The organism is Streptomyces sp. TLI_55, from assembly GCF_900206255.1.
Taxonomy (GTDB): Bacteria; Actinomycetota; Actinomycetes; order Streptomycetales; family Streptomycetaceae; genus Streptomyces; species Streptomyces aquilus.
Map to the genome: position 1 here is coordinate 8,281,576 of NZ_OAOJ01000001.1, position 14,881 is coordinate 8,296,456.

Sequence of the window (14,881 nt, forward strand, 5' to 3'; positions counted from 1 at the left end):
CATGACACGTTTCCAGGGGTACGGAGTCCTCCTCACCGGCGCCGCCCGCGGCATCGGCGCCGCCACCGCCCGACGGTTCGCCGCGGAAGGCGCGCGCGTGCTGGTGACCGACCGGGACACCGAGGCCGCGGAGAAGACCGCGGCGAACCTGCGCGACGAGGGCCTGACGGCGGAGGCGTACGGCTGTGACGTGGGCGACCGGGCGGCGGTCGAGGCGGCGGTCGCCCACGCGGCCGCCGCCTTCGGCACCCTCGACGTCCTGGTCAACAACGCCTTCCACTGCACGCCCGACGCCCCGCTGTTCGAGGACGAACCCGACGACGTGTGGATGGCCGACCTCGACATCACCCTCACCGGCGCCTACCGCTGCTGCCGGGCCGCCCTTCCGCACCTGGCCGCCTCCGGCCGCGGCGCGATCGTCAACGTCGGCTCCGTCAACGGCCTCGCGGACTTCGGCAACCACGCCTACAGCGCCGCCAAGGCGGGCCTCGGCTCCCTCACCCGCACCCTCGCCGCGCACGCCGCCGAGCGGGGCGTGCGGGTGAATCTCGTCGCGCCCGGCACCGTCCGCACCACGGCCTGGGAAGGCCGCGACGACGAACTCGCCCTCATCCGCCCGCTGTACCCCCTCGGCCGTGTCGGCGAGCCCGAGGACATCGCCGCCGCGATCACCTTCCTCGCCTCCCGCGACGCCTCCTGGATCACCGGCACGACCCTCGTCGTGGACGGCGGCCTCACCGTGGGCGACTCCGGGTTCCGCCGCGCCCGGCGCACGCCCCCGACCGCGAAGTAACGCTTAACGGTTGCCGAAGATCTTTTCACTTGTCCTGCACGGGTGGCGTCGGGCAGCGTTCTCGTGTGCCCGACATCCACCCCGCCGCCGCTGTCCCCCAACCACCCGACTCCCCTTGGCGAGCCGCCGACTTCCGCACCCTCTTCGCCGCGAGCGCCCTCAGCCAGCTCGCCACGAACGTCAGTTACGTCGCCGTCCCCCTGATCGCCGTCACCGCCCTCGACGCGGGACCCGGACAGGTCGGCGCGCTCGCCACCCTCAGCACACTGGCGTTCCTGCTCATCGGGCTGCCCGCCGGGGCCTGGGTGGACCGGATGCGGCACCGTCGGGTGCTGATCCTGGCGGACCTGGCCCGTGCCGTCCTCTACGCCTCCGTCCCCCTCGCCTGGTGGACGGACGCGCTCACCCTCGGCCAGCTCTACGCCGTCGTCCTGCTCAATGGCGCCGCGACCGTGTTCTTCGACGTGACCTCCCAGAGCGCGCTGCCCCGTCTCGTGGGCCGCGAGGCGCTCGTGCCCGCCAACGCGGCCATGGTCGGCCTGCAGGCCGTGGGCAACGTCGCCGGGCGCGGCGCGGGCGGTGCCCTGGTCCAGCTCCTCAGCGCCCCCTTGGCCGTGCTGTGCACCGCGGTGACCTACCTGGCCTCCGCGCTCCAGCTCAGCCGGCTCCGGCAGCCGCGGGAACCCGCGGGACCGAAACGGCCGGCGACCTTGGGGGCGCAGATCGCCGAAGGCCTCCGGCACGTCTTCGGCAACCCGGAACTGCGCGCCCTCGCACTCACCGCCGCCCTCACCAACGTCGGCATGCAGATCGTCAACACCATGCTGCCCGTCGTGTTCGTCCGTGAACTCGACCTGCCGGCCGTCGCCTTGGGGCTGTTCTGGGCGGCGGGCGGCCTCGGCCTCCTGCTCGGTGCCCGCTGCGCCCGCCCGCTCGCCGGACGGCTGGGGTACGGCCGGTCACTCGGGCTGGCCGGTGTCGCCCTCGCGCCCGCCGCGCTGCTGGTGCCCCTCATCGACCGGGGCGGGTGGCTGTGGCTCGCCGGCGCCGGCTGGACGCTGGCCCTGTTCAAGACCGGCACGGACAACGTCCTCGGTGTCAGCCTGCGCCAGCGGATGACCTCGGACGAGCTGCTGGGCCGGATGAACGCGACGTTCCGCTTCGTGCTGACGGGCGCGCTCGCGCTCGGTGCGGCGGCCTCCGGCACACTCGGTGAACTGGCCGGTGTGCGCGTCACGTTGTGGGCCGGCGGGGCGCTGCTGGCGACGGCCTTTCTTCCGGTCTTCCTTTCGCCGGTCCGCGCCCGCCGCGAACTCCCGGACCCCGCCCTTGTCACCGCACCCGTGCCACAGCCCCGATGATCCGGTCCACGTCGTCCGCCGACGTACGCCAGTTGCTGAACGCCGCCCGCAGCCCGGGAGTGCCGTCGTAGACGGTCGGGGTCACGAAGACCTCGCCCGTCTCGGCGAGCGCGTGCGCCAGCGCGGCGACCCGCTCCTGCGTCGGATCGTCGGCCAGGGTGAAGCACACGACGTTCAGCCGGACCGGCGCCAGCAGCCGCAGCCCGTCGAGCCCGGCGATCCGCTCACCGAGGTCACGGGCCAGGGCCACGTTCCGCTCCACGATCTCGCGGTGCCCCTCGCGGCCGTACGCGACCAGCGAGAACCACGCCGGCAGGGCGCGCAGCCGCCGGGAGTTCTCGGGGGTGAGGTGCACGAAGTCCGGTTCGCCGACCGGCAGTCCGAGATACGGCGACGCGTTGTGGAACACGGCCACCTGAAGATCCCGGCGCCGGGTGAACTGGACGGCCGCGTCGTACGGCACGTTCAGCCACTTGTGCAGGTCGACACAGACGGAGTCGGCGGCGTCGAGGCCGTCGACGAGTGCGGCGTACGACGGGGAGAGCGCGGCGAAGCCGCCGAACGCGGCGTCCACGTGCAGCCAGAAGTCGTGCCGTTCCTTGAGCGCGGCGATGGCCCGCAGGTCGTCGAAGTCGACGGTGTTCACGGTGCCGGCGTTCGCCACCACGATCGCCGGGCGGCCGTCCAGCTCGGACAGGGCCCGGTCGAGGGCGGCGACGTCCACGGCCTCCCGGTTGCCGGGCAGCACGGGCACCGACCGCAGCCGGTCGCGGCCGATGCCGAGCACGGACAGGGCCTTGCCGATGCTGGAGTGCGGGCTGCCGGACAGCACGTCGACCTGGCCGAGCGCGGCGGCGCCGTCGCGGGACACGGACACGCCGAGCCGCTCGCCCAGCCACTCGCGGGCGATGGCCAGGCCCACGGTGTTCGACGTGGTGGCCCCCGTGACGAAGGCGCCGCTGTGCGCCGCGCCCAGCCCGAACAGCTCCCGCAGCCAGCCGACCGTCTCGCGCTCCAACGCCGCCGTCCAGGAGCCCGTCGACCCCCCGCTGTTCTGGTCGTACGCGCCGGTCAGCCAGTCCCCGGCGACCGAGGCGGGCGTGGCCCCACCGGTGACGAAGCCGAGGTAGCGCGGCCCCGCCGAACCGGAGAACCCGGGCGCCCACCGCTCGGCGAACCGCGCGAGCGCCGCCTCGCCCCCGGCACCGGTGCCGGGCAGCGCCTCGGGATCGGGCGCCTTGTCGAGCCGCACGACCGGCCGCTCGGCCAGCCCGGCCAGCTCCTGGACGGCCAAGTCGCGGGCGGTGGAGAGGAGTTCGGGGAGCCGGGAGAGGTCGTCGGCGAGAGTGCGGTGCATGGAGGGGAGCGTAGGGGAGGGGAGACGACCGAGGACTGGTCCACTTGAGCAAAACTGGACCAATGACGACCGACCCGGCCCTGCCCCACAGCGACCGCCCCACACCGGTGCCTGCTCCGTTGGCGCTTGGCCCGGCCTTGCCCCACAGCGACCGCCCCACACCGGCGCCCGCTCCGACGACGACCGGCCCGGCCGGGAGCCGCGGCGCACCGGTGACGACCGGCCCTGCCCCGAGCCCCGGCGCCCGCCCCGCATCCGTGGCCGCGTCGACGGCGACCGGCCCGGCCCGGAGCCCCGGCGCCCGCCCCGCGTCCGTGGCCGCGTCGACGGCGACCGGCCCGGCCCGGAGCCCCGGCGCCCGCCCCGCATCCGTGGCCGCGTCGACGGCGACCGGCCCGGCCCGGAGCCCCGGCGACCGCCCCGCATCCGTGGCCGCGTCGACGGCGACCGGCCCGGCCCGGAGCCCCGGCGCCCGCCCCGCATCCGTGGCCGCGTCGACGGCGACCGGCCCGGCCCCGAGCCCCGGCGCCCGTCCCGCACCGGTGGCGACCAGCCCGGTCCCGAGTCGCAGCGACAGCCCCACACCCGTTCCGCCGGGCTTCCCCGCCGCCCTCGGCCCCTGGCGGGACCGTCCCGGCCCGCTCGCCCGCTCCCTCTCCACGGCCGTTCGCGAGGCCGTTGTCGACGGTCGGCTGGCCGCCGGGACCCGGCTGCCCTCCGAGCGGGAGCTCTCCCGTGTCCTCGGTGTCAGTCGCGGTACCGTCGTCGCCGCCCTCACCCAGCTCCGTGACGACGGCTGGCTGCACACCCGGCAAGGGAGCGGCAGCCATGTCCGTCTCCCGGCCCGTCTCACGGAGCGCACCACCCCCTGGTCCCTGGACCGCGGGGGAGCCGGCGACGCCGACCTCGACCTCACCCTCGCCCTGACGGCCGCACCCCACGACGCCTACCTCGCCGCCCTCGCCCGGGCCGCCGAGCGCAGCGCCGCCCTGCTCGTCGACTCGGGCGCCGCCACGGCCGGCCTGCCGCGGCTGCGGGAACTGCTGGCCGACCGGTACACCCGGGACGGCCTCGCGACCCGCCCGGAACAGATCCTCGTCACCTCCGGAGCGCAGGCCGCCCTCACCCTGCTCCTCGACCACCTCCACACCGACCGGCGCCGCCCCGTCGCCGTGGAGAGCCCGTCGTACCCGGGGGCGCTGGCGGTCCTGCATGCCCGCCGCACCCGTCTGCTGCCCGTGCCCGTGACGTCGGAGGGCGGCTGGGACGTCGGCCACCTGGCCACCGCCGTACGCACCCGGAGTCCCCAACTCGCCTATCTCGTCCCCGACTTCCAGAACCCCACCGGCGCGCACATGGACGCCGCCACCCGCGCGGAGATCGCCCGGCTGCCCCTGACCGTCATCGCCGACGAGACCCTGCGCGACCTCGACCTCAGAACGCCGCCCGGCAGCGAACCCCACCTCGCAGGCCCGCGCGTGATCCAGATCGGCTCGGCCAGCAAGACCCTGTGGACCGGCCTGCGGATCGGCTGGATCCGGGCCACCGCCGATCTCGTACGACAGCTGCGGCGCAACCCGCTCCAGGCGCAACTGTCGCCACCGCCGCTGGAACAGCTCATCGCCGCCGAACTCCTCGGCGAGGGGTTGGCCGCGGTGCTGTCCGACCGCCGGGACCGACTGCGCGCCCAGCGCGATCACCTGGCACGCCTCCTCGACGGCACCGGATGGACGTACACGGTCCCGGACGGCGGGCTGTCCCTGTGGCTGCACCTCGGCACGACACCCGCCACGGAGCTGGCGGCCCGCGCGGCCCGGCACGGGCTCGCGGTGACGCCCGGCCCGCACTTCGCCGCCGACCGCGCCACGCTCACCCATCATCTGCGCCTGCCGTTCACCGCGACCCCGGACGTCCTCGGCCGTGCGGTGGAGCTGCTGCGCCGCTCGGACGAGCTGGAAGTTCACCGTTTCGTCACAGCCTGAGCCGGCATACAACCGCCGCCCCCGTGCACTGGTCAAACAGGGAGATCGCACCGGACACGGAAAGGCATGGCACATCATGGGGGACATACGCAGACGAGGGGCCGTCGCCCTCGCAGTCGCCGGACTGGCCGCACCGCTCACCCTCGCGCTGGGCACCACGCCCGCGCAGGCGGCGAGCTGCACGACCCAGACCGGCCCGTACCAGAAGCAGGTCGAGAAGTTCCTCGGCCTCACGGTCGACGGCAAGCAGTCGACGACCGACTGCAAGGCCATCCAGGCCTTCCAGAACAAGCACGGCATCAAGCCGAACGTCGGCTACGCCGGTTCCGTCACCTGGGGTGTGATGGACCTGATGAAGAAGCAGAAGGCCGTCGGCAACAACCCCAACAAGGAAGGCAAGTGCCCGACCAACAAGGGCCGCATCGCCTGCGTCAACCTCACCCTCCAGCTGAGCTGGATCCAGGACGGCGACCGGCTGGTCTACGGGCCCGTCCCGGTGCGCACCGGCCGCGACGGCTACGAGACCCGCACGGGCCTGAAGAAGATCTACTGGCGGGACATCGACCACGTCTCGAACATCTACAACGTGCCCATGCCGTACAGCCAGTTCTTCGACGGCGGCCAGGCCTTCCACTCGGTGAACCTCAGCATGTGGAACCCGCCGGGCTCGCACGGCTGCACCAACATGACCAAGAAGGACGCCAAGAAGTACTGGTCGCTGCTGAAGACGGGCGACGACGTCTTCATCTACGGCCGCAAGCCGGGCACCTGACCGGCCACCCGGCCTGCGGCGCGGGCCGGTTACCTCGGTGCGTCCCCGAAGTCCGGGATCTCCAGCCGTACCCCGCCCTGCCGCGCCGACTCGTGCGCGATGATGCCCGGCAGGGTGTAGCGGGCCGCCACCCAGGCATTGACGGACGGCAGCGTGCGGGAGTTGACCGCGGTGACGAAGTCGTCCACCAGGAAGTGGTGGCTGCCCTCATGGCCGTTGTGCAGGTGGTCGAACTCCCGCGGCAGCCGTGAGCGGTCGTGCACCGGCGCCGAGCCGGAGGTGAAGGCGGCCCGCAGATCCGGCGGGATGTGCTGGAGTGACGGGTCGTCAGGGGACAGCGTGGGCTTGGGCTCCAGCAGTTCGCTGATGTCCTTCACCCCGTTCTTGTCCTGCCACAGCGCGTACGTGGCGAGCTGCTCCATGCTCGCCTCCGTGCCGAAGAAGCGGAAACGGGACTCGCGGATGTGGGACGGGTAGCCCACCCGCCGGAACTCGTTCGTACGGAACGACCCGCCGCCCGCCACCTCGAACAGCGCGGTGGCGTTGGAGAAGTCGTTGCCGAACTGACTGACCTCCTTGTCGAACACCCCGTCCCCGCGGTCGTCCACGACGCCGATCGCCGACACACTCACCGCGTGCGTCCGCCAGGCGCCGAGCACCCCGCCCACCGAGTGCGTGGGGTACAGCAGCGGGGGATAGCTGGCGGTGGCCTTCCAGTTCTCGCCGCCGCTGTACTGGTACGCCTCGTAGAAGCCGAGATCCATGTCGTGGACGTAGTCGCCCTCGGCGTAGAAGAGCCGCCCGAAGGCGCCCTCGGCGATCTGGTTGCGGGCGTGCACGGTCGCCGGGTTGTACTGGCTGGTCTCGCCCATCATGTACGTCAGCCCGGTCGCCTCGACCGCGTCGATGATCGCCGCGATCTCCTCGGCGGTGATCGCCATGGGGACCGCGGAGTACACGTGCTTGCCGGCGTTGAGGCCCTGGAGGACCAGCGGGCCGTGCGTCCAGCGCTGGGTGAAGATCGCGACCGCGTCGACCGCCTCCGACTCCAGCATGGCCTGGTAGGACGAGAAGGTGCCCGACAGGCCTTCGGCGGCGGCGAGTCGCTGTGCGCGATCCGGCAGGAGGTCGGTGACGTGGACGTCGCTGACGCCTGGGTGGGCCAGGAACAGCTTGGCGAACTGGGCCGAGAACTGCCCGGCGCCGACGATGCCGAGGGAGAACGTCATGGAGGAACTGCCTTTCTCCGGCTGTGGATCTCTGGCCGTGGACGAAGTCGATCTGGTCGTTGCGTAGACAGATGCCCCGTAGCGTCGGCTCAGACCTGTTTCGGCGCAGGCCGCGGCCTGGAGACCAAGGTGTCCGATTTTCACGACTGGGCGCACGGCGCGGCGGCCCTGGCCGTCCGGGTCCTGGCCCCCGGCGCCGCGGAAGCGTGAGTTCCACCACGTCTGAGCTGGGGAACTCCCTGACCGGGGAGGACAGATGGACGTGATCAGCAACACGGTCCGATATGTCCGTATTACTCGTACTTACTCACGGCGCCTTCACGTCGGGGCCCGTATGCTTCACATCATGTCCACCAGTGTTGAACCCGCCTCCGACAGGTCGGCTGACGAGGTCAACGAGGAGATCCGGGCCCTGTGGTTCCGGTCGGGCGGGACACTGAGCGGCGAGCAGCGCGAGGAATACCAGCGGCTCGTCCTGGAGTGGGCCGCCGCGGCCCCCCAGCCGGCCTGACATCCAGCCTCGGAAGACACTCAAGACCACCTGAGGCACCCGTTTCCGCGGGTGCCTTTTTCCATGCCCGGCATCAGCCCCAGGTCGCCGAGTAATACCGCTGGTACGCCTTGCGGTCCTGCTCCGCCCGGATGTACCGGGTCGCCACCAGCGCGATCAGACTGCCCCCGACGACCAGCAGCCCCGGACCGACGTTACGGGTGTCCGTGAGCCGGGCCAGCAGCGTCTCGCCCTCCGCGCCACCGCCCGTCGCGGGCGCCGACGACCCCGGCGTGGCCGCACCCGGAGCCGCCGCGCCCTGGGGGGCGGACGACGACGGGGTCGGTGCGGCGTTCTGCTGCCCGCCGCCCGCGGGAGCCGACACCAGCAGTTGCACCCCGAGCTGGTTCAGCGCCGCCGTCACCGGCTGGAAGAACGTCGTACCGCCCGACGTGCAGTCACCGCTGCCGCCCGACGTCACCCCGAGTGCGATCCCCTCGGAGAACAACGGACCACCGCTGTCCCCGGGTTCGGCGCACACGTTCGTCTCGATCAGCCCGGTCACCGTCCCCTCGGGGTAGTTGACCGTGGCGTTGAGCCCCGTCACCTGACCGTCGCGCAGCCCGCTGGTGCTGCCGCTGCGGAACACCCGCTGCCCGACGGCCGGATCGGCCGCGCCGGTGATCAGCACGCCCTTGCCGCCGCCCACCGACACCACCGCCGCGCCGTCGCCCGCCCGGCCGCTGTCGTACTTGACCAGGGAGAAGTCGGCGCCGGGGAAGTTCTGCACGGTCGTCTCGCCGAGCTGGGTGCGGCCCCGGTTGTCCGCGAACCACACCGATCCGGTGGGCCCGCAGTGCCCGGCGGTGAGGATGAAGTCCTGCTGTCCGTTGGTCACGTTGAAGCCCGCCGAGCAGCGCCCGCCCGTCGACAGGATGGGCAGCGCGCCGTTGAGGCGCGGGGTGAAGGTGCCCGCGGTGCGCTCCATGCGCACGAAACCGCCGATGCCCTCGGCGACTTGGGTGAGCCGCTTCCAGTCCGCGGCGGAGACGGTGCTGTCGGCCCGTACCACCACCTCGTTGGTGCGGTAGTCGACGGCCCACGCCGTCCCGGCCACCCGGGGCGCCGAACGCAGCGTCCCCGTGGCCGACTTGAGCTCGTCCATGTTGTGCGGGACGACCTTCGCAGTGGCGCCCGCCTTGCGCACCTGTGCGGCGGCGTCCTGGTCGGTGACGGCGACGACCTCGCGGCCGTCGTCCCCGATCCAGCTGCCCGCCGTACGGGAGGTGCCCAGCCGTGCCACCAGCTCGGTGCCGGTCTGTGCCGCGGAGGCGGCCGTCGTACGGGGCAGGGCGGAGGGGCCGGTGGGTTCGCTCGCGACGGCGCGCGTGACCATCGTGCCGCCCAGCAGGAGTCCGCCGACCGCGGCCAGCCGTGTCACTCGCCGGACCATCCGTCGTCGTGCGTGCCTCATGCATGGCTCCCGAACCCCGAACGTGCGGCGGCAACACCGCGGGGCCCCGGCGAAGTCGAGTGCCCTCCCCTCATACGGGCCCCACGGCTGTCGTGTTCACCCGGGCAGGGATCACTTCTTGCGGCCGACCCCGCCGTACAGCGCCACCTCGGCAGGCTCGGACCCGTCCGCGCCCTCGGCCCGCCACCGCGAGCACGACACCACTCCCGGCGCCAGTACCTCCAGGCCCTCGAAGAACCGCGCCACCGCCTCGGGCGTGCGCTGGGTCAGCCGGGGCGTGCCGTGCGCGTTCCAGAACTGGACGGCCGCGTCCACGTCGGGCATCGCCGGATGGACGACGGTGTGCGACAGGACGAGGTGACTCCCCGCGGGCAACGCGTCCAGGAGGCGGCGCACGACGCCGTACGGGTCCTCGTCGTCGCCGAGGAAGATGACCACCCCGAGCAGCATCAGCGCGACCGGGCGGGTGAAGTCCAGGGTGGCGGCGGCCCGTTGGAGGATCGCGTCCACGTTGCGCAGGTCCTCGTCGAGGTGGTCGGTGCGGCCCTCGGGCGTACTGGTGAGCAGCGCGCGGGCATGGGCCAGGACGAGCGGGTCGTTGTCGACGTAGACGACCCGCGCGTCCGGGGCGAGACGCTGGGCGACCTCGTGTGTGTTGTCCGCGGTGGGCAGGCCGGTGCCTACGTCCAGAAACTGCCGCACGCCCGCCTCGGCGACCAGATGGCGCACCGCGCGGCCCAGGAACAGCCGGTCGGCGCGGGCGTACTCGTCGATGGCCGGGTGGAGTTCACGGATGCGGTCGCCCGCCACCCGGTCCACCTCGTAGTAGTCCCCGCCGCCCAGCCAGTAGTTCCAGATCCGCGCCGTGTGCGGCTGCAGGGTGTTGATCCGGCCGCGCAGGGACGCGGCGGCGGTCGGCGAGTGGTCCGTCACGGGGCTCTGTACTCCTGGAGTGCCTGCTCGGATACGACGTCAAGGCGCAATCTAGACCGCGAAGTTGACGTCTGCCGAGACCGCGGGGGCAACTCCGTCCACCGGCCCCGGCGCGAGCACCGCCCAGCTGCCCTCGTCGCCCCACACCGATGTCGGCCCCACATAGGGGCGCAGCAGCGCCACGAGCACCGGATCCACCTGGCCGCCCAGCACGTCGGAGGCGGTCTTGCGGGCGATCCCCGCGAGGAAGTCGGCCAGTTGGATCCGCGGATCCCACCGCGCCTGGACCAGCTCCATGCCGTCGAACCCGACGCCGGCCCGCACCGCCTGCTCCTCGATCCAGGCGATCCGCTGCTCGGTGAGCATGTTCTGCCGGTCGTGCACCACCCGCACCGACCGCCCGCCCGCGCTCCAGTGAGCGACGGTGTGCACGATGGCGGGCAGCAGCGGATTCAGCACGGGGATCAGGGGCGGCCCTTCGAGCAGCCGCGCCCGGTAGGCGTCGGCGCGGGGCCGGGCCGCCGCGAGCCGCTCCAGGATCTCCGACCGGGGGCGAGCGCGCCGCAGATCGTCCACCGTACGGAAGAAGCCGTCGACGGCGCCGTCCGCCTCCCCGTCGAGCCGCACCCGCAGCAGCCGGTTGGCGGCGTCGAGGAAGTCCCGCCACCGCTCCGCGCCGACCGCCGGCCGGTCCTCCCGGTACAGGGCGGGCGCCTCGGTCCCGTCGCCGAGCAGCAGGTCGAGGGTCCGGTGGACGACGAAGTACCCCTTCTCGGTGAGATGGACATGGGCGTGGCCGTCGATCGGACCCGAGGGCGACAGCAGCCACTCCAGGACGTCCCGGTGCTTCTCGCGCAGCAGATGGGTCGCCTTGTACTCGGTGGCGGGCGAGCGGATCCGGTCCCGGACCTCCTGGACGTACGCGGCGGCGACCTCCACCGGCAGCGACACACTGCCGTGCGCGAACACATCGGTGTTGCCGCCCGTGAGGTTCTCCCCGTCCGACCCCGACTCGTCGCAGACGACTTCCAGCGGCCCCCGTACGTCGTGCTCAGGATTCCAGGTCACCCACGAGCCCCCTGTCCGGTCCGTCACCCCCAGCATCCCTCGGACGAAACCGGAGGTGAACCGAATTGTCCGCGCGCCCGGGCGACGATGGTCCGGCGCCCGCTGCCTAGACTCCCGTCATGAGTGACACGCCGCTGGAGCGGCTCGCCGCCGGCAAGTACCTGTTGATCACCAGCTACCGCAAGAACGGAACCACCGTCCCCACCCCGGTCTGGGTGGTACGCGACGGAGACGCGCTCGGTGTGTGGACGGTCGCCGACTCCTGGAAGGTCAAGCGGATCCGCAACCGGGCCGACGTCCTCGTCGGCCCCTGCGACCTGCGCGGCAACCCGACCGGCGATCCGGTACCGGCCACCGCCGAGATCTGCGACGCCGAGACCAGCGCCCGGTACCGCAGCCTGATCGCACGCAAGTACGGCATCATGGGCCGGCTCAGCCTCCTCGGCAGCCGGCTGCGCCGGGGTGCGGACGGCACCGTGGGCATCCGCATCACCCTGTGACGACCGAAAGGGGCACGGACCGACTCGTCCGTGCCCCTCTCAGGTGTGTGCGGCTCCGCTACGAGGCGTCCAGCACCGTCCCGGTCAGCACCGGGCGGTCCGGCAGCGGCTCGGCGTCGTCGTCGGTGAGCGCGAGACGCATCGACTCGGCCGGCTCGGTCACCTGGTCCCGGATCGTCACGACGTCGAAGTCGGTGCTCGTGCGTCCCGCCGGGATGTTGATCCACACCCACAGGTTCGCCCGGGACAGCGACCGCTCGGGGTCCGGCACGTCACCGGAGTAGTCCAGGAGCCACTGCGGGTCGACGTCCTTCGTGGACAGCTCGGCCCCGTCCGTGACCGGTAGCACCCGCAGCGGCGCCCAGATGTCCACGGCCGCGGGCTCGTTCAGCGACAGCCGCCACTTGAGCGTCTCGCCCTCGGTCACCCGGTCGGCGACCGGGGCCAGGGTGATCACCGGTTCGGGGTCGTCGTTCTGGACGGTGATCCCGCCGCGGTGAGCGCCCACGACGGCGCCCCGCACCGCCTTCACCGCGATGTCGTGCTGCTGGTCGTAGTCGAAGGCGGTGTCCCCCTTGACCTCGACCGGTACGTCGATGGCGTCGCTGCCGGGACGCACGGTCACCAGCTTCTGCGTGCCGGAGCCGGTTTCCGGGTCGAGCACGTACACCCGGACCTGCCCGCTGCCGTGCCCGGAGATCCGTACCGGGACCCGGTAGGTCACGGTCCCCGAGTCGCCCTCCTTGACGACCGTGCGGCCGACGTCGACGCGGGGCAGGGCCGCCGCCGTGACCGCCGGGATACCGGGCGCCCAGCCCCAGGCGTCCATCAGCCAGGCCTGCCCCGAGCCGGAACGCGGCGTCAGCGCCAGGGACTTGACGTGCGTGAGGTCGAGTCCCGCGCGGGTCGCAGCGGTGAGCGGTACGCGTACCTCGCGCGCCCAGTAGGAGGCGGTACGGTCGCTGCCCGGCAGGCCGTCCACCTGGACGCGGCCGAGGTCGGCCTTGCGTCCGGTGGCGTCGGTGACGGACACGTCGAGCTTGGTGCCGGTGGTGTTCGGCGGCACGAAGACCCGCAGCGCGAGCTTCTGCGAACCGGCCAGGGACAGCGGCTTGTCCGGGGTGATCCGCGCCGCGGTGCCCGGCGCCGACCACTTCAGGTCGACCGCGCGGCGGCCCGTCTCGCGCTGGGTCTCCCACCACGCGAAGTGCGGCGACGCCCCCTTCGTGTCCGCGGGCAGACAGGCCGCGGCGGGATCGGGGTCGATCGCCGAGCACAGCCGGGCGCCGGTCACCTTGACCGGGCCGTCCGGCAGGAAGCCGCCCGTACGTCGCCCGCCGACCGCGTGGGTCAGCACCCGCGCCGGGTCCGCGGACGGGGCCCGCTTGCCGGAGCCGTCCAGCAGCGGACGCACCTTGTCGTCCCCGGCGAGGAACAGCCGCGCCGCGGCGGCGATGTAGGTGGCGCCCGCCTTGTGCTGCTGATCGGCGGTCAGCCGGGTCGCGGTGCCCGGATCGCAGACCCGGTCGGGCTGCTCCTCGTCCTTCCCGAAGTCGTCCCAGGCGGGGGCCTTGGCCTGGCCCGGGGTCCACTCGCTGTTGAAGTAGTTGTGGTTGGCGCCGACCACGTAGACCGCGCTGTGCAGTGCACGGCCCTTGCTGATCCCGCGCGTCCCGTCGGTGAACACCTCGCCCTGGAGGTCCGACACATCGCCGTCGCAGCCCGGCAGCAGCGTCACGGACGGCACGTCCGCCACCGGATTCTGGCCGAAGATCGTCGGTCCGATGAGCACGGTCCCGCGCACCTTCCAGCGCACCGGACCCCGATAACCGTCCTGGTTGGCGGGCGCCGGGTACAGGCTGTCCATGGCGGCCCGGTTGACGCCCTCGCCGCCGCGCGAGTGCCCGACGAGCAGGACGCGGGAGAGATCGGCCTTCGCGCCCTGGCGTACGGCGGTCGGCGCGGTGTCCGGCCGGGCGGCCCAGTCGGCCCAGTGGGCGAGGTGCAGGCGCACCAGCGAGGAGCGCGCCTGGGCGCCGGCGTCGTCGGCGTCCGCGTCCTGGGCGTTGATGCCGTTCGCCGAGATCGACACGGTCACATAGCCCTGGGAGGCCAGCAGCCGCTGGTCGCGCAGGTAACCGAGATGGCTGGGGATCGGCTTGTAACCGGCCGCGCAGGGCCAGTCGCCGGTCACGTCGTCCGTGGAGCCCGGCTTGTAGCAGGTGGAGTGGCGGCCGTGCAGGAACAGGGCGAGCGGCCGGGCACCCGTGGCGCCCGTGGGGGCCACGACCTCGGCCCGCATCTCGATCGGCTCCTTGTAGCCCGGCAGCCGGACCGAGGGGAGTGAGTACTCCCCGCTGACCGTGCGGTACGAACCGGGCTTGCCGGGGTCGACGGAGTTCGCGGGCAGCGCGGCCGGCTGCCGCGGAGCGGCCCCGGAGACCGTGCCCCGGTGGCCCGCCGCCGCGTCCAACCGACGTCCCCCGGCCGTCACTTGAAGGCCCGTCAGACCGACGGTGGCGGCTTCCGCCAGGTCCAGCCGGAAGGTACGACCGTCCTTCGCCGGCCGAGGTACCCCGAGCAACCGGTCCCCGGCCCGGAACTCGACGCGGGCGTCTCCCATGGGAACGGGCTTCGCGGCCCGCCAGACCAACTCCCGCGCCGGCCCTTCCCCGTCGATCCGCCACCCCGGCGGCAGCCCGTTCTCCCCACTCGCACTCAACACCCCCGCATCAGGCGCCTGTTGCGCCTGCACCGGTCCGGGCGACCCCACCAGGGCCGCCAGCACCGCCACGGCGGTCACACCTATTCGCCGGGCACGGATCAAGTCCCTCTCCTCAAAACCCCGAGCGCAGGCGTCCCGTCGGTCCCGGGAGCCTCTCGCGTCTCAGAGGAGGGGTGACAGATGCCTGTGGGTTGTCT

12 protein-coding genes are annotated in these 14,881 nt (G+C 72.9%); 6 read left to right on the forward strand and 6 right to left on the reverse strand.

All coding sequences use genetic code 11. The features are described 5' to 3' along the window. The first annotated feature begins 1 nt into the window (after position 1). Both CRP56_RS37935 and CRP56_RS37940 read left to right on the forward strand, forming a co-directional pair. Entirely contained in the window at positions 2–793 is a 792-nt protein-coding gene (locus CRP56_RS37935) for an SDR family NAD(P)-dependent oxidoreductase (protein ID WP_097271894.1), read from the forward strand. A gap of 74 nt (positions 794–867) precedes the next feature. Beyond that, positions 868–2,154, forward strand: coding sequence for an MFS transporter (locus CRP56_RS37940; protein WP_097274848.1), 1,287 nt, complete (start codon positions 868–870; stop codon positions 2,152–2,154). On the opposite strand, the gene CRP56_RS37945 is transcribed toward CRP56_RS37940, so the two are convergent. After that, entirely contained in the window at positions 2,126–3,511 is a 1,386-nt protein-coding gene (locus CRP56_RS37945) for a pyridoxal phosphate-dependent decarboxylase family protein (protein WP_097271896.1), read from the reverse strand. The genes CRP56_RS37940 and CRP56_RS37945 overlap by 29 nt on opposite strands. 62 nt (positions 3,512–3,573) lie before the next feature. On the opposite strand from CRP56_RS37945, the gene yczR reads away from it, so the two are divergent. Then, positions 3,574–5,493 carry a MocR-like transcription factor YczR gene (gene yczR / locus CRP56_RS49145; protein ID WP_101924608.1) on the forward strand — a complete coding sequence of 640 codons (1,920 nt, stop codon included), beginning with the start codon at positions 3,574–3,576 and terminating at the stop codon, positions 5,491–5,493. A 76-nt stretch (positions 5,494–5,569) separates the two neighbouring features. Then, entirely contained in the window at positions 5,570–6,265 is a 696-nt protein-coding gene (locus tag CRP56_RS37955) for a L,D-transpeptidase (RefSeq protein ID WP_097271901.1), read from the forward strand. Between the two features lie 29 nt (positions 6,266–6,294). On the opposite strand, the gene CRP56_RS37960 is transcribed toward CRP56_RS37955, so the two are convergent. Further along, positions 6,295–7,494: a Gfo/Idh/MocA family protein gene (locus CRP56_RS37960; RefSeq protein ID WP_097271903.1), complete on the reverse strand. Its 1,200-nt coding sequence runs from the start codon at positions 7,492–7,494 to the stop codon at positions 6,295–6,297. A gap of 346 nt (positions 7,495–7,840) precedes the next feature. Here CRP56_RS37960 and CRP56_RS47795 point away from each other — a divergent pair, with 346 nt between their 5' ends. After that, the gene (locus CRP56_RS47795; RefSeq protein ID WP_165951053.1) at positions 7,841–8,005 is read left to right on the forward strand and encodes a hypothetical protein; all 165 of its coding nucleotides are present in this window, start codon (positions 7,841–7,843) and stop codon (positions 8,003–8,005) included. 73 nt (positions 8,006–8,078) lie between these two features. Here CRP56_RS47795 and CRP56_RS37970 read toward each other — a convergent pair whose 3' ends face one another. From CRP56_RS37970 to CRP56_RS37980, 3 genes are all read right to left on the reverse strand, one after another. Beyond that, the gene (locus CRP56_RS37970) at positions 8,079–9,458 is read right to left on the reverse strand and encodes a S1 family peptidase (protein WP_097271905.1); all 1,380 of its coding nucleotides are present in this window, start codon (positions 9,456–9,458) and stop codon (positions 8,079–8,081) included. A 111-nt stretch (positions 9,459–9,569) separates the two neighbouring features. Further along, a complete protein-coding gene (locus tag CRP56_RS37975) occupies positions 9,570–10,391 on the reverse strand; it encodes an SAM-dependent methyltransferase (protein WP_097271907.1) in 822 nt (273 codons plus the stop codon). A 51-nt stretch (positions 10,392–10,442) separates the two neighbouring features. Beyond that, complete coding sequence (locus CRP56_RS37980) at positions 10,443–11,459, reverse strand: hypothetical protein (protein ID WP_097271909.1); 1,017 nt, start codon at positions 11,457–11,459, stop codon at positions 10,443–10,445. 119 nt (positions 11,460–11,578) lie between these two features. Here CRP56_RS37980 and CRP56_RS37985 point away from each other — a divergent pair, with 119 nt between their 5' ends. After that, complete coding sequence (locus CRP56_RS37985) at positions 11,579–11,959, forward strand: PPOX class F420-dependent oxidoreductase (protein ID WP_097271911.1); 381 nt, start codon at positions 11,579–11,581, stop codon at positions 11,957–11,959. A 58-nt stretch (positions 11,960–12,017) separates the two neighbouring features. Here the strand turns inward: CRP56_RS37985 and CRP56_RS37990 are convergent, their stop codons facing one another. After that, a complete protein-coding gene (locus CRP56_RS37990) occupies positions 12,018–14,786 on the reverse strand; it encodes a hypothetical protein (protein WP_097271913.1) in 2,769 nt (922 codons plus the stop codon). Positions 14,787–14,881 lie beyond the last annotated feature (95 nt).

Coding starts and splice junctions, on each gene's coding strand:
- CRP56_RS37935 (WP_097271894.1), top strand. CDS start 2: ATGACACGTTTCCAGGGGTACGGAGTCCTCCTCACCGGCGCCGCCCGC.
- CRP56_RS37945 (WP_097271896.1), bottom strand. CDS start 3,511: ATGCACCGCACTCTCGCCGACGACCTCTCCCGGCTCCCCGAACTCCTC.
- yczR (WP_101924608.1), top strand. CDS start 3,574: ATGACGACCGACCCGGCCCTGCCCCACAGCGACCGCCCCACACCGGTG.
- CRP56_RS37955 (WP_097271901.1), top strand. CDS start 5,570: ATGGGGGACATACGCAGACGAGGGGCCGTCGCCCTCGCAGTCGCCGGA.
- CRP56_RS37960 (WP_097271903.1), bottom strand. CDS start 7,494: ATGACGTTCTCCCTCGGCATCGTCGGCGCCGGGCAGTTCTCGGCCCAG.
- CRP56_RS47795 (WP_165951053.1), top strand. CDS start 7,841: ATGTCCACCAGTGTTGAACCCGCCTCCGACAGGTCGGCTGACGAGGTC.
- CRP56_RS37970 (WP_097271905.1), bottom strand. CDS start 9,458: ATGAGGCACGCACGACGACGGATGGTCCGGCGAGTGACACGGCTGGCC.
- CRP56_RS37985 (WP_097271911.1), top strand. CDS start 11,579: ATGAGTGACACGCCGCTGGAGCGGCTCGCCGCCGGCAAGTACCTGTTG.